Annotated in this window: 15 protein-coding genes; 8 read left to right on the top strand and 7 right to left on the bottom strand. The window is 70.3% G+C overall.

All coding sequences use genetic code 11. The features are described from left to right. Nucleotides 1-36: 36 nt before the first annotated feature. A complete protein-coding gene (locus tag AC2CHE_RS01585; RefSeq protein WP_484503157.1) occupies nucleotides 37-1008 on the top strand; it encodes a tRNA (adenine-N1)-methyltransferase in 972 nt (323 codons plus the stop codon). Between the two features lie 96 nt (nucleotides 1009-1104). Beyond that, nucleotides 1105-1677 (top strand): hypothetical protein, encoded by a 573-nt coding sequence (locus tag AC2CHE_RS01580; RefSeq protein ID WP_484503069.1) that lies wholly within the window; start codon nucleotides 1105-1107, stop codon nucleotides 1675-1677. Nucleotides 1678-1706: 29 nt separating this feature from the next. Here AC2CHE_RS01580 and AC2CHE_RS01575 read toward each other — a convergent pair whose 3' ends face one another. Beyond that, nucleotides 1707-2000, bottom strand: a complete 294-nt coding sequence (locus AC2CHE_RS01575) for a ferredoxin (protein ID WP_484503068.1) — start codon at nucleotides 1998-2000, stop codon at nucleotides 1707-1709. Nucleotides 2001-2178: 178 nt separating this feature from the next. Here AC2CHE_RS01575 and arc point away from each other — a divergent pair, with 178 nt between their 5' ends. The 6 genes from arc to prcA all read left to right on the top strand — a co-directional run bounded on the left by arc (nucleotide 2179) and on the right by prcA (nucleotide 8080). Then, nucleotides 2179-3960: a proteasome ATPase gene (arc, locus tag AC2CHE_RS01570; protein ID WP_484503067.1), complete on the top strand. Its 1782-nt coding sequence runs from the start codon at nucleotides 2179-2181 to the stop codon at nucleotides 3958-3960. Between the two features lie 189 nt (nucleotides 3961-4149). Further along, nucleotides 4150-5667 carry a depupylase/deamidase Dop gene (gene dop, locus AC2CHE_RS01565; protein ID WP_484503066.1) on the top strand — a complete coding sequence of 506 codons (1518 nt, stop codon included), beginning with the start codon at nucleotides 4150-4152 and terminating at the stop codon, nucleotides 5665-5667. A 117-nt stretch (nucleotides 5668-5784) separates the two neighbouring features. Next, nucleotides 5785-6000, top strand: a complete 216-nt coding sequence (locus tag AC2CHE_RS01560) for a ubiquitin-like protein Pup (protein ID WP_013734319.1) — start codon at nucleotides 5785-5787, stop codon at nucleotides 5998-6000. 217 nt (nucleotides 6001-6217) lie between these two features. Further along, nucleotides 6218-6427, top strand: a complete 210-nt coding sequence (locus tag AC2CHE_RS01555) for an endonuclease domain-containing protein (RefSeq protein WP_484503065.1) — start codon at nucleotides 6218-6220, stop codon at nucleotides 6425-6427. Next, a complete protein-coding gene (prcB, locus tag AC2CHE_RS01550) occupies nucleotides 6346-7188 on the top strand; it encodes a proteasome subunit beta (protein ID WP_484503064.1) in 843 nt (280 codons plus the stop codon). Before AC2CHE_RS01555 ends, prcB begins: the two co-directional genes overlap by 82 nt. 58 nt (nucleotides 7189-7246) lie before the next feature. Beyond that, nucleotides 7247-8080, top strand: a complete 834-nt coding sequence (prcA, locus tag AC2CHE_RS01545; protein ID WP_484503063.1) for a proteasome subunit alpha — start codon at nucleotides 7247-7249, stop codon at nucleotides 8078-8080. 99 nt (nucleotides 8081-8179) lie between these two features. Here prcA and AC2CHE_RS01540 read toward each other — a convergent pair whose 3' ends face one another. The 6 genes from AC2CHE_RS01540 to rfbB are packed head-to-tail and all read right to left on the bottom strand — an operon-like array spanning nucleotide 8180 to nucleotide 13447. Beyond that, the gene (locus AC2CHE_RS01540; RefSeq protein ID WP_484503062.1) at nucleotides 8180-9208 is read right to left on the bottom strand and encodes a glycosyltransferase family 2 protein; all 1029 of its coding nucleotides are present in this window, start codon (nucleotides 9206-9208) and stop codon (nucleotides 8180-8182) included. Next, nucleotides 9205-10509, bottom strand: a complete 1305-nt coding sequence (locus AC2CHE_RS01535; RefSeq protein WP_484503061.1) for a lipopolysaccharide biosynthesis protein — start codon at nucleotides 10507-10509, stop codon at nucleotides 9205-9207. Before AC2CHE_RS01535 ends, AC2CHE_RS01540 begins: the two co-directional genes overlap by 4 nt. Next, complete coding sequence (locus AC2CHE_RS01530) at nucleotides 10506-11207, bottom strand: glycosyltransferase family 2 protein (RefSeq protein ID WP_484503060.1); 702 nt, start codon at nucleotides 11205-11207, stop codon at nucleotides 10506-10508. Before AC2CHE_RS01530 ends, AC2CHE_RS01535 begins: the two co-directional genes overlap by 4 nt. Then, a complete protein-coding gene (locus AC2CHE_RS01525; protein WP_484503059.1) occupies nucleotides 11200-11571 on the bottom strand; it encodes a DUF2304 family protein in 372 nt (123 codons plus the stop codon). The genes AC2CHE_RS01530 and AC2CHE_RS01525 overlap by 8 nt, the downstream gene beginning before the upstream one ends. Continuing rightward, a complete protein-coding gene (gene rfbD / locus AC2CHE_RS01520) occupies nucleotides 11568-12452 on the bottom strand; it encodes a dTDP-4-dehydrorhamnose reductase (protein ID WP_484503058.1) in 885 nt (294 codons plus the stop codon). Before rfbD ends, AC2CHE_RS01525 begins: the two co-directional genes overlap by 4 nt. Continuing rightward, nucleotides 12449-13447, bottom strand: a complete 999-nt coding sequence (gene rfbB, locus AC2CHE_RS01515) for a dTDP-glucose 4,6-dehydratase (RefSeq protein WP_484503057.1) — start codon at nucleotides 13445-13447, stop codon at nucleotides 12449-12451. Before rfbB ends, rfbD begins: the two co-directional genes overlap by 4 nt. Nucleotides 13448-13468 lie beyond the last annotated feature (21 nt).

Genomic DNA, 13468 nt, shown 5'->3' with positions numbered 1-13468 from the left:
TCCGCCCACCCGGCCAGCGAACTCTCCGAGCGGAAGGTGGAGCCGCCCGCGGTTCGGCGTGGGCCGTTCCAGCCCGGTGACCGGGTGCAGCTGACCGACCCCAAGGGGCGGATGCACACGGTGACCCTGGAGCCGGGGAAGGAGTTCCACACCCACCGCGGCATCCTGGCGCACGACGCGTTGATCGGGCTGCCCGACGGCAGCGTGGCGACCACCTCCGGTGGTGGCACCGCCTTCCTGGCCCTGCGCCCACTGCTGTCGGACTACGTGCTCTCCATGCCGCGCGGCGCCCAGGTGATCTACCCCAAGGACGCTGCCCAGATCGTCGCCATGGGTGACATCTTCCCCGGCGCCAAGGTTCTCGAGGCCGGCGCCGGCTCCGGAGCGCTGAGCTGCTCGCTGCTGCGCGCGGTCGGCACCGCCGGCGAACTGCACTCCTACGAACTCCGCGACGACTTCGCCCAGATCGCCCGCCGCAACGTCGAGTCGTTCTTCCAGGGCCCGCACCCGGCCTGGCACCTGCACGTCGGTGACGTCGCGACGTGCCGCGAGACCGGTTTCGACCGGATCATCCTGGACATGCTGACTCCCTGGGAGAACCTCGACATGGTCGAACGCGCGCTGCTGCCCGGCGGCGTGTTCATCGGCTACGTGGCCACCACCCCGCAGCTGTCCGAGCTGGTGGAGGCGCTGCGCGAGCGCGGCGGCTGGACCGAGCCCCGGGCCTGGGAGTCACTGGTCCGGGACTGGCACGCCGAAGGGCTGGCGGTCCGCCCCGACCACCGGATGATCGCCCACACCGCCTTCCTCGTCTCCGCGCGTAAGCTCGCCCCCGGAGTCACCGCCCCGCCACGGCGCCGCAAGCCCAGCAAGGGCACCGAGGCGTACGCGCAACGCCGGCAGGCGCTGCGCGAGGCGGAGGCGGCCCGGCAGGCGACCGTGGTGCCGCACGAGGCGCCCGCCGAGCAGACACGACCCGACGTGGCGCAGGAGACGGACAGGCCGTGACGGCGGAGGTTTTCCGATGAGTGAGCGTCAGCGAGCGAATCATCAACTCGGCGCCCTCGTGCCTCATGCCGGCCCGCAGCGCAGCGGAGGGCCGGCATGAGCCGTCCCGGCTTCGGCGGGGGTGACCTGCCCGCGGTCTTTCCCGACTGGTCGCCGTACACCGACCTGGAATCCGCGGCGCGCGCCTACCTGCGCGACCCCGATGTCGCCCTGGAAGCGCTCGGCGGCGTGCTGCGTGGGGCGTCGGTGCTCGGCTTCACCCTGGAACGCTTCGTCAACGAGGTGAACGGCGTGTGGCAGGAGGTCGTCGTCTGCGACGGCAGCCGCCTGGTGCTCTGGCATGGCGAGGACGTGCCGCCGGGCGAGGGCCCGCCAGGCTCGATGACCTCCTCGCTGCGGGTGGTGCCGGCCTCCTCGGTCACCGAGGTCGGCTGCCGGCGCCGGCTGTTCCGCCACGACAACGGCGAGATCCGGGTCGACAGCATCGACGTCTACCTGCTGCTGACCTCACTGGACGAGTCGCCGCCGAGCGAGGAGGCCGCTGGCGGCCCGCGCCACGACGCGCTGCGCTTCGGTAAGACGCTCGACGACGGTGGCGCCGGACAGATCGCCCGGTTGGAGGAGTTCGCCCGGCTGGTCGCCTCGGTCGTCGGTCGCCCGTTGCTGTAGCCCGACCGGGTGATTCCGGGGCCAGCGGGTCAGTCCTCGGCCTCCGGACCGGCGACCTCGACGCCGTCGCTGCTGCGGACGACGTGGATGCAATCGCCCGGGCACTCCCTCGCCGAGTCGATCACCTCGAGGCGCAGGTGCTCCGGCACGTCCACCCGACCGCCCGGCGCCTGCACCAGCTCGCCGTCGGGCCCCTTGACGTAGGCCAGCCCGTCGACGTCGAACTCGAAGACCTCCGGCGCGTACTGCACGCACAGCCCGTCGCCCGTACACAGATCCTGGTCGACCCAGACCTGCAGCTGATCGGTCGCGACCTCGGTCACCGGTGCACCCCCTATGTTCTCCCGTCCCACCCCTCGACGGTACCCGAATGCCCGTACCCGCCCGTCGGCCCGCCCTTGGCGATCAAGCTTCGGTGACGGGCGCGTTGCGGAGGACCGAATCGGGCTCATAGCGGCTAGTGTTAGCTCAGAACGTTCAAGCCCCCCGGGGAGGTGGGACGTGGCACGCAGCGACGACGCGGACTCGCGCGCCGCACGGTGGGAGAAGGAGGCCCACGATCTCTCCACGCAGGTCGCGTTCCTTCAAGAGGAACTCGCTCTGGTGCGGCGCAAGTTGACCGAGAGCCCCCGACACGTCCGGCAGCTCGAAGAGCGGCTGGCCGCCACCCAGGCGCAGTTGGCGCGGCTGACCGAGAACAACGACCGGCTGGTGAGCACCCTCAAGGAGGCTCGCGCGCAGATCGTGACGCTCAAGGAGGAGATCGACCGGCTCGCACAACCCCCAAGTGGCTACGGCGTATTCCTGGCCCGGCACGACGACGGCACGGTCGACGTCTTCACCGGCGGACGGAAACTGCGTGTGGCCGTCTCGCCATCGCTCGACGTCGGCGAGCTGCGGCGCGGCCAGGAGGTCCTGCTCAACGACGCGCTCAACATCGTCGACGCGTTCGGCTACGAGCGGGTCGGCGAGGTGGTCATGCTCAAGGAGATCCTCGCCGGTCCCGAAGGCGCGCCGGGTGACCGGGCGCTGGTGGTCTCGCACTCCGACGAGGAACGCATCGTGCACCTGGCCGAGACCCTGATCGGCAGTCCGATCCGGGCCGGCGACTCGCTCATGATCGAACCTCGCTCGGCGTACGCGTACGAGCGGATTCCCAAGAGCGAGGTCGAGGAACTCGTGCTGGAGGAGGTGCCGGACGTCGACTACACCGACATCGGCGGCCTGCACTCCCAGATCGAGCAGATCCGCGACGCGGTGGAACTGCCGTTCCTGCACGCCGACCTGTTCCGTGAGCACCAGCTGCGCCCGCCGAAGGGCATCCTGCTCTACGGCCCGCCCGGCTGCGGCAAGACGCTGATCGCCAAGGCGGTGGCCAACTCGCTCGCCAAGAAGATCGCCGAGCGGCGGGGCGAGGAGAAGCACACCAGCTTCTTCCTCAACATCAAGGGCCCCGAGCTGCTCAACAAGTACGTAGGCGAGACCGAGCGGCACATCCGACTGATCTTTCAGCGAGCCCGAGAGAAGGCCGGTGAAGGCACTCCGGTCATCGTCTTCTTCGACGAGATGGACTCGGTCTTCCGTACCCGCGGCTCGGGTGTCTCCTCCGACGTGGAGAACACCATCGTGCCGCAGTTGCTCAGTGAGATCGACGGCGTCGAGGGGCTGGAGAACGTCATCGTCATCGGCGCCTCCAACCGGGAAGACATGATCGACCCGGCGATCCTGCGCCCGGGGCGACTCGACGTGAAGATCAAGATCGAGCGTCCGGACGCCGAGGCGGCCAAGGACATCTTCTCCAAGTACATTCTCTCCGGCCTGCCGCTGCACGCAGACGACCTGACCGAACACGGCAGCGACCCCCAGGCCACCGTCGCCGCGATGATCGACGCGGTGGTGCTGCGGATGTACTCGGAGACGGAGGAGAACCGCTTCCTGGAGGTCACCTACGCCAACGGTGACAAGGAGGTCCTGTACTTCAAGGACTTCAACTCCGGCGCGATGATCCAGAACATCGTCGACCGGGGCAAGAAGATGGCCATCAAGGAGTTCCTGACCTCCGGTCGCAAGGGGCTGCGCCTGCAGCACCTGCTCGACGCCTGCGTCGACGAGTTCCGCGAGAACGAGGACCTGCCGAACACCACCAACCCGGACGACTGGGCCCGCATCTCCGGCAAGAAGGGCGAGCGGATCGTCTACATCCGCACGCTCGTCTCCGGTGGCAAGGGGACCGAGGCCGGACGCTCCATCGAGACCGCCAGCAACACCGGTCAGTACCTCTGACCGCAGCGCGCCATCGGGGCCCGCGACGCACCGCGTCGCGGGCCCCTTCGTACTCCTGGACCGGGTCGCGTAAGGTCCGCCACCCCGGTCCAGGGACGAACCCGCCCCACCGCCACGCCCCCGGGTGGCGAAGTGGCGACTACGCTCGACATGACGGGGACCGGTCGGGCAAACGAAGCGGGTAGGTCGATGAGCGTTAGACGAATCATGGGCACCGAGGTCGAGTACGGCATCTCCGTGCCCGGCCAGGCCGGCGCCAACCCGATGGTCACCTCATCCCAGGTGGTCAACGCCTACGGTGCCCGACCGGAACTGAACCGCGGTGGCCGGGCCCGCTGGGACTACGAGGAGGAGTCGCCGCTGCGGGACGCCCGGGGCTTCACCTACTCCGGCGCGGCCTACGACCCGGCCGAGGCGCTCGCCGACGAGGACCTCGGCCTGGCCAACGTGATCCTGACCAACGGGGCACGGCTCTACGTCGACCACGCCCACCCGGAGTACTCCACCCCCGAGGTCACCACCCCCCGCGACGTCGTCCGCTGGGACAAGGCGGGAGAGCGGGTGATGGCGGAGGCGGCGCGGCGGGCCGCCACGATCCCCGGCACCGCACCGATCCACCTCTACAAGAACAACACCGACAACAAGGGCGCCAGCTACGGGGCGCACGAGAACTACCTCATGCGCCGGCAGACGCCGTTCGCCGACGTCGTGGCGTACCTGACGCCGTTCTTCGTCACCCGGCAGATCGTCTGCGGCGCCGGCCGCGTCGGCATCGGCCAGGACGGCGGCCAGAGCGGCTTCCAGATCTCCCAGCGTGCCGACTTCTTCGAGGTCGAGGTCGGCCTTGAGACCACGCTCAAGCGGCCGATCATCAACACTCGTGACGAGCCGCACGCCGACGCGGACAAGTACCGCCGCCTGCACGTGATCATCGGAGACGCGAACCTCTCGGAGATCTCCACCTATCTCAAGGTGGGCACCACCGCGTTGATCCTCACGATGATCGAGGAGAAGGCGCTCGGCCCCGACCTCGGCATCGCCGACCCCGTCGGCGAGCTGCGCGCGGTCAGTCACGACCCGTCGCTGTCGCACCTGATGCGGCTGCGCGACGGACGCCGGCTGACCGCGATGGACGTGCAGTGGGCCTACCTGGAGCGGGTGCGCGCGTTCGTCGACGACCGCTACGGCAACGACGTCGACGAGCAGACCGCCGACGTGCTGAGCCGTTGGGAAGACATGCTCGACCGGCTGGGGCGCGACGTGATGCTCTGCGCCGACGAACTGGACTGGGTGGCGAAGCTGCGGCTGCTGGAGGGCTACCGGGAGCGGGAGAAGCTCGGCTGGGGCTCGCACAAGCTCCAACTGGTCGACCTGCAGTATTCCGACGTACGCCCGGAGAAGGGTCTCTACCACCGGCTGGTCTCCCGTGGGTCCATGAAGACGCTGCTCAGCGACGAGGAGAGCCGTACGGCGATGACGGAGCCGCCCGAGGACACCCGGGCCTACTTCCGGGGCCGCTGCCTGGCCCAGTATGCCTCCGAGGTGGTCGCCGCCAGCTGGGATTCGGTGATCTTCGACGTCGGCCGGGAGTCGTTGGTTCGGGTGCCGATGATGGAGCCGGAGCGTGGCACCAGGCGGCATGTCGGCGAGTTGTTCGACCGCTGTGCCAGCGCCAAGGATCTGCTGGAGACCCTGACCGGCGGCTGACCCCCGTCCGACGTGGATCAGCTGTTCGTTCCCCGCGCGCGGGTACCGGCGCGCGGGGAACGTTTCGTCGCTCCCGCGAGGTAAGTTCATCGCAGGGAGATCGTGGAGGAGGCAACGATGGCCACTCGTGACAGCGGCGGTCAGTCGCAGTCCGGCAAGTCCCGTCAGGGCGAAGAGGTCGAGGACGTCACCGTCGAGGCGAACCCGGAGGTCGCCGAGCGGCACGCCGAGATCACCGAGGACGTCGACGACCTGCTCGACGAGATCGACTCCGTCCTCGAGGAAAACGCCGAAGAATTCGTGAGAGGTTACGTGCAAAAAGGAGGTCAGTGAATATATAGGTTAAATTGGGTCAAGCGCCCCAGCGGTCGCGGCAGTTGCTGCAAGCCCTGCCATAACACCCGTACCAGTGAGACCAAACAGCGGCTTCATGGCGGCAGCCGCGAGTATCACCTGCGGCGGCGGTATGGCATCGGGCAGAAGGAGTTCGACGAGCTGCTGGCCGAGCAGGGCGGCTCTGAGCGGTCTGCGGTGACCCGATCCAGAACATGTGGACCACGATCATCGCACCGGGTGGGTGCGCGGGATACTCTGCTTCAACTGCAACGGTGGTCTTGGCCAGTTCCGTGACAGTCCGACGAGGCTGGCCAGGGCCGTCACGTACCTGAGAGGAACCACGTGGCAGCGGGTTTTGATCCATCCGGGCGTCTTCCAGATGTGTTCACCAACGCGGGGACGTCCTCCTTCACGGCATTCCTGAGCAAGGTGGCCCCTGAGATGCTGCCGGGCCGTCGGGCGCTGCCCCCGGGCATGGCCGCCGCCGATATGGCCCCGCACGCCACCACGATCGTGGCCATCGCCGCGGCCGGTGGTGTCGTGATGGCCGGTGACCGGCGGGCCACCATGGGCAACCTGATCGCCCAGCGGGACATCGAGAAGGTGCACCCCGCCGACGCGTACTCGCTGGTGGGCATCGCCGGCGCCGCCGGCATCGGCATCGAGCTGATGCGGCTGTTCCAGGTGGAGCTGGAGCACTACGAGAAGATCGAGGGCGTGATGCTGTCCCTCGACGGCAAGGCGAACCGGCTCGCCTCGATGATTCGCGGCAACCTGGGTGCGGCGATGCAGGGACTGGCGGTGATTCCGCTCTTCGCCGGGTTCGACCTGGCGGCCAACGATCCGGCGCGGGCGGGGCGGATCTTCAGTTTCGACGTCACCGGCGGCCCGTACGAGGAGACCGGCTACGACGCCATCGGCTCGGGTTCGCTGTTCGCCAAGTCGGCGTTGAAGAAGCGGTTCCGGACCGGTCTGTCCGTAGACGACGCGGTGCGGTTGGCGGTCGAGGCGCTCTACGACGCCGCCGACGACGACACCGCGACCGGCGGTCCCGACCTGACGCGGCGGATCTACCCGGTGGTGATGACCGCGACGGCGGAGGGCACGCACCGGCTGACCGACGCGGAGACCTCGGCGATCGCGGAGGGCGTCGTCGCCGGTCGGATGGAGAATCCGGGCGGCTGAGCCGCCCGTCCGCAGCTGATCCCGTTTCCCGAGTACCGCCCGAAGGAGAGCCGCCGCCGTGGCCATGCAGTTCTACGCCTCGCCCGAGCAGATCATGCGCGACCGTTCCGAGTTGGCCCGCAAGGGCATCGCTCGGGGCCGCAGCGCGGTGGTCGTCAGCTACGCCGGCGGGGTGCTCTTCGTTGCCGAGAATCTTTCCAGCACGCTGCACAAGGTCAGTGAGATCTACGACCGGATCGGCTTCGCCGCCGTGGGGCGGTACAACGAGTTCGAGAACCTGCGCCGGGCCGGAGTGCGGATGGCCGACCTGAACGGTCTGAGCTACGACCGCCGGGACGTGACCGGTCTGGCGTTGGCCAACTCGTACGCGCAGATTCTCGGTGCCATCTTCACCGAGCAGTCGAAGCCGTTCGAGGTGGAGATCTGTGTGGCAGAGGTGGGTGCCACGCCGGAGGGGGACTCGCTGTACCGGTGCACCTATGACGGGTCGGTGACCGACGAGCCTGGCCGGATGGCCATGGGCGGTCAAGCCGAGGCGATCTCCGGGGTGCTCAAGTCGAACCATCGGCCGGACATGTCGCTCGGCGACGCGGTGAAGGTGGCGGTGCAGGCGCTGGGCAGTGTCGGCGGCGAGGGCGGTGCCGCCCGCACGATCGCCGGCGACCAGTTGGAGGTCGCGATCCTGGACCGTAACCGGGTGGGGCGTACCTTCCGACGGATCACCGGGGCCGCGTTGACCGCTCTGCTCGACGGCGATGCGGCCGGCGAGTCGGCGGCAGAGGGTGAGCGGGCGCAGACCCCGACCACGCCGACCGAGGAGGGGCACAAGCCGACCACTTCGGCCGGCTCCGCTGACCTGGAGGACAAGCCGGGCGACAAGTCCGGCAGCTGATCCTCATCCCGAGCAGTGGCGGTGCCCGATCGGTTTCGACCGGTCGGGCACCGCGTCGTTCGGGTCGCTGGCCGGCGTACGGTGCGGCTTCGGGACGGGTCAGTGGCGGGCGAGCAGCGGCCGGGCGGCCGCCCACCACCCTGCGGCGACCGCGTTGAAGACGCCCGTCCCGGGTGGTGCTGCCACGTTCGACGTGGCGACGCGGGCGGTCATCAGGTCGGCGAGGGTGCCGTCGCCGACGGTGCGTTCGGTCTGTAGCCGGCGCCGACGGGCGCGTATCCAGTCCCGGTGACGCCACAGCCACGCCCAGCCGCGGGCCTTCTGGCGTCCCCAGCCGCCCGCCAACGCGGCGGTGAGCATGGCGACCTCGGTGAGCAGCAGCATCGGTGCCAGCAGCACCAGGGTCCGGCCCTGGTACGCGGTGAGCAGGGTGAGCAGGCGGTTGCGTTCGACCAGGTAGAGCTTGAGGTCGTTGCGGGAGAACTCGTAGTGGTGCAGGACGACGGCGTCGGGCACGTACTCCAGCCGGAGGCCGCGTTGCCGCAGCCGCAGGCTGAGCTCGGTGTCCTCGTGGTAGGCGAAGTACTCGTCGGGGAAGCCGTCGAGTTCCTGCCAGCGGTGCCGGCTGATGACGAAACAGCAGCCGCTCAGCGAGGGTACGGCGGTGCGCCTCGCGTGGGCGCTGACCGGTTCGCCGTAGCCGCCGGCCCAGGACAGGCCGGTGAAGTGCAGCGGGTTGCCCGAGGTGTTGATCAGGTCGGGGTCGTGGGCGAGCCGGATGGAGGCCATCGCGGCGCCGATCCCCGGCTCAGCGGCCACCGCGACGACCTTGGCGAGGGCGTCGGGCGCCACGATGGCGTCGGAGTTGACGAAGGCCAGCCAGTCGCCGGTGGCCTCGGCGGCACCGATGTTGCAGCCGCCGGCGTAGCCGGTGTTCGCCTCCGGCCGGATGACCCGCACGCCGGGCAGGCCCTTGACCACGTCGATGCCGTTCCCGGTGCAGCCGTTGTCGACCACGACCAGTTCGACGTCGACGCCGGTGCTGGCCAGTACGGCCCGCGCGGCGTCGACCAGCCAGGGTTCGGCGCCGTAGGCGAGCATCACGGCGGTGACGCGGGGCGGCCTCATGGGGTTCCTCCGCTGGTGGTGGCGGGCAGCGGCGCCGCGATCGGTGGACCGGGCGGGGTTGCCCGGCGACGCCGCAGCAGAGTGACCATGATGCCGGCGGCCACCACGGAGCCGACGGTGTAACCGAGTTCGACGCGCAGCGCGACGGGCAGCGGGGGCAGGGTCGCGACGACCAGCGCGGCGACGCCGATGGTCCAGGCCAGCGCCTGGGCGCGATGCCGGCCGCGGGCCAGCAGGGCCTGACCGAGCACCATCGCCCACAGGTACGCCAGGGTGGCCACCGAGAGCCAGGCGAAGTCGCCGTGGCCGAGGACGTCGGGGGTGTCGAAGAGAACCCGCACGAGCGCCGGGCCGAACAGGGCAGCGAGGATGCCGCCGAGGGCCCCGAGGGCGGTGACGACGGCCAGGGATCGGTGGAGCAGGGCGCGGAAGGCGGGCTCGTCGCCGGTGGCGGCGGCGGTGGAGAGGCCGGGTAGCAGCGCGGCCTGCATCGAGCCGAAGACGAACAGCGGTATGCGGACCAGCACCAGCGCGGAGAGCAGCGTCCCGGCGATGGCGACCTCGGTCGGGTCGAGCAGCCGTACGTTGATCACTCCGACGTTGACGACCACCTGGGCGAGCAGGCTGGAGACGGTGAGTAGCGCGAGTCCGCGTAGCAGCGGCGGCCAGGGGACCGTCGGTCCGCGGCCGATGGTCCGGGCGACCGGTGCGACGGTCAGTACGACGGCGGCCAGCGGTGCCGCGACCAGGACCAGCGCGTAGGCGACGGGGGAGTCCACGCCGGTGACGGCGAGAGCCGCGACCAGACCGATGCGCAGTCCGCCGTCGAGACCGAGTTGGGTGCCGTACCAGCCGAAGCGGCGCAGGCCGGAGAGCACACCTCGGCTGGTGTGCGCGACGGCCAGGGCGGCCAGCGCGCCACCGAGGGCGGGCACCATCGCGGGGTCGCCGTCGAAGAGCCGGTCGGTGAGGAGGTCCGCGCCACCGGTGGTGAGTACCAACAGCAGGCCGAGCACGGCGGCGGCGACGGCGCCGCCGCGGGCCAGTACCGGCCCGGGTGGCAGCCCGCGGGTGTGCCGGGCCGCGACGAGGCGGGCGACCTCCTGCTCGACGGGGAGGAACACGCCGATGCCGAGGGTGAACACGACGGACCAGAGCACCGACAGTGCGGAGTATTCGGCGGCGTCGAGGTGGTGTCCGGCCACGGCGAGGTGGACGTAGGAGGCCAGTCCGACCACGGCGAGTCCGATGGCGACGCCGACGGTGCCGGGTGGGACGAGTCGGAGCAGGCGGCGGATCACCGGCGGATGAGGGCGAGGGTGAGGACGGCCAGCGCCCGGCCGAGATAGATCATCGCCCGGGTGGGGGAGTGGCTGGGGGTGCCCGCCATCCGGCGGCGCATGGTGACCGGGACCTGCTGGATCCGGTAGCCGCGGCGGGCGGCGTGCACCAGCGTCTCGACGGTGTCGCCGAGGTACTCGACGGGGTACCAGTGGGCGAACATCGCGATCATCCGGCGGTTGGCGGCCCGGAAGCCGCTGGTGGTGTCGGTGAGCGTGGCGCCGGCCAGGCCGGACAGCACCAGCGACAGCACGGCCATCGCCCAGCGGCGGGGGCCGCGTACGGTGTATTCGCCCTCGCCAGCGAACCGGGCCCCGATTACCAGGTCGTAGTCGTCGAGCAGGTCGACCAGCTTCGGCACGTACCGGGGATCGTGCTGCCCGTCGGCGTCGACCTGCACGGCGGCGTCGTAGTCGTGGTCGTGTGCGTAGCGGTAGCCGAGCCGCATGGCGCCACCGACGCCGAGGTTGTAGGGCAGCCGGGCGACGCGGGCACCGGCGGCGGTGGCGACGGCGGCGGTGTGGTCGGAGGAGCCGTCGTCGACGACGAGCACGTCCGCAGCGGGTAGTTCGCCCCGGATCTCGCCGACGACGTCGCCGATGGTGGCGGCCTCGTTGAGCGCCGGAACGATGATGAGGAGTCGCTTGCCATCAATCATCGCGGGAGGTCACTTCCGTCCGTGCCATCCGTTCGGCTTCGACTTCGGCGCGAAGCAGGGCGAACTCCTCGGCGAGGGTGCGGGTCTCCTCCTCCAGCGCGCTGACCTCCCAGCTCAGGTGGATGCAGACCAGCAGGAGGAAGACGATTCCGAGGAAGAGCACCAGGCTGACTCCGGAGGCGACGCCCAGCAGGTCGGCGACGCCGTCGAGCAGCCGGGGGAACAGCGACAGCGGGACCACCACGAACAGCAGGCCGAGCCAGAGCATGCCGTACTTCTCGCGTAGTTGACGGCGGCGCAGCAGCTCGACGATGGCGGCCAGCAGAAGCAGGCCGGTCAGGCCGGTGACCAGGGTGAGCTTCAAACGACCTCCTGCGGGGAGGGCGGGGCGGCGAGGGTGAACGCGTCGGCCAGGGTGGCGTGCCAATCCGGTAGGGGCGGCAGCCCGGCCTCCGCCCACCGGCCGTGCGCCAGCACACTGTACGTCGGCCTGGGGGCGGGTCGCACGAACCGGGCGCTGGTGGTGGGGCGGATCCGGTCCGGATCGAGGCCGTGCCGGGCGAACACGGCGCGGGCCAGGCCGTACCAGGTGGTCTCGCCGGAGCAGGTGCCGTGGTAGATCCCGGGTGCGGCGTGTCCGCTGTGGGCGGCCTCGGCGAGCTTGACCAGGTGGCGGGCGAGGGCGTGGGACCAGGTTGGCTGGCCGCGCTGGTCGTCGACGACGTCGAGGGTGTCGCGCCGGTCGGCCAGGTCGAGCATGGTGGTCACGAAGTTGCGGCCGTGGGTGCCGTAGAGCCAGGCGGTACGTACCACGTATCCGGTGTCGGGTAGCAGCCGGGTCACGGCTTGTTCCCCGACGAGCTTGCCGCGACCGTACGCGTTGAGCGGGGCGGTCGGCGCGTCCTCGGGGTAGGGGGCGCTGGCGGTGCCGTCGAAGACGTAGTCGGTGGACAGGTGCAGCAGGCGGGCGTCGTGCGCGGCGCAGGCGGTGGCGAGGTGGACGACGGCGTCGCCGTTGACGGCGGTGGCCACCGACTCGTGTGTCTCGGCGCCGTCGACGTCGGTCCAGGCGGCGGTGTTGATCACCACATCGTGCCCGTCGACGGCGGCCTGCACGGCGGCGCTGTCGGTGATGTCCAGTTCGCTGCGGGAGACGGCGGTGGCTTGGTGTTCCGGTCGTGCGGCGAGGACGTCGACCAGGTCGCGTCCGAGCATCCCGCCGGCGCCGGTCACCAGGAACCTCACGCGTTCGCTGCTTTCAGCGGCTTCCACCAGGCGCGGTTGTCCCGGTACCAGCGGACGGTCTCGGCGAGACCGATGTCGAGGGTGATGCTGGGGGCGTACCCGAGCTCCTTGCTGATCTTGGTGATGTCGAGGGCGTAGCGGCGGTCGTGTCCCTTGCGGTCGGCGACGGGAGTCACCCGGTCCCAGCCCGCGTCGCAGGCGTCGAGGAGCCGGGCGGTCAGTTCCTTGTTGGTCAGTTCGGTGCCGCCGCCGATGTGGTAGATCTCACCGGCGCGACCCTTGTCCTGGACGAGGGCGATGCCGCGGCAGTGGTCGTGCACGTGCAGCCAGTCGCGGACGTTGCCGCCGTCGCCGTAGAGCGGGACGCCGTGTCCGTCGAGGAGATTGGTGACGAACAGCGGGATGACCTTCTCCGGGTACTGGTAGGGCCCGTAGTTGTTGGAGCAACGGGTCACCACCACGTCGAGGCCGTGGGTGCGGTGGTAGGCCAGGGCGAGCAGGTCGGAGCCGGCCTTCGACGCCGAGTAGGGGGAGTTGGGGGCCAGCGGCCAGTCCTCGGTCCAGGCGCCGTCGGTGATGGAGCCGTAGACCTCGTCGGTGGAGACGTGCACGAACCGGGCGGTGCCGTGCCGCAGCGCGGCGTCGAGCAGGTTCTGGGTACCGAGGACGTTTGTGGTGACGAAGGGGGCGGCACCGGCGATCGAGCGGTCGACATGGGACTCGGCGGCGAAGTGCACGACGACGTCCTGCCCGGCGACGGCCCGGTCGACCACGTCGGGGTCACGGATGTCGCCCGGCAGGAAGCGCAGCCGGGGGTCGTCGGCCACGGGCGCGAGGTTGGCCAGGTTGCCGGAGTAGGTGAGCGCGTCGAGCACGGTGACCTGGGCCGGTTCCCACGGGGGCACGCCCGCCGCGCCGCCACCGGGGACGCCGAGCAGCGTCCGGACGTATTCCGAGCCGATGAAGCCGGCGCCGCCGGTGACCAGGATCCTCACGAGTCCGGAAGTCTACGCGAA

The sequence above is a fragment of the Micromonospora sp. ATLC16 genome (assembly GCF_057196645.1).
The sequence above is the reverse complement of the archived record's forward strand: the minus strand, read 5'-3'. Positions and strand labels throughout refer to the sequence as shown.

Bases quoted from the DNA above. Each gene is read 5' to 3' on its own strand.
- AC2CHE_RS01580 (WP_484503069.1), top strand. From the start codon at position 1,105: ATGAGCCGTCCCGGCTTCGGCGGGGGTGACCTGCCCGCGGTCTTTCCC.
- dop (WP_484503066.1), top strand. From the start codon at position 4,150: ATGAGCGTTAGACGAATCATGGGCACCGAGGTCGAGTACGGCATCTCC.
- AC2CHE_RS01560 (WP_013734319.1), top strand. From the start codon at position 5,785: ATGGCCACTCGTGACAGCGGCGGTCAGTCGCAGTCCGGCAAGTCCCGT.
- AC2CHE_RS01540 (WP_484503062.1), bottom strand. From the start codon at position 9,208: ATGAGGCCGCCCCGCGTCACCGCCGTGATGCTCGCCTACGGCGCCGAA.
- AC2CHE_RS01530 (WP_484503060.1), bottom strand. From the start codon at position 11,207: ATGATTGATGGCAAGCGACTCCTCATCATCGTTCCGGCGCTCAACGAG.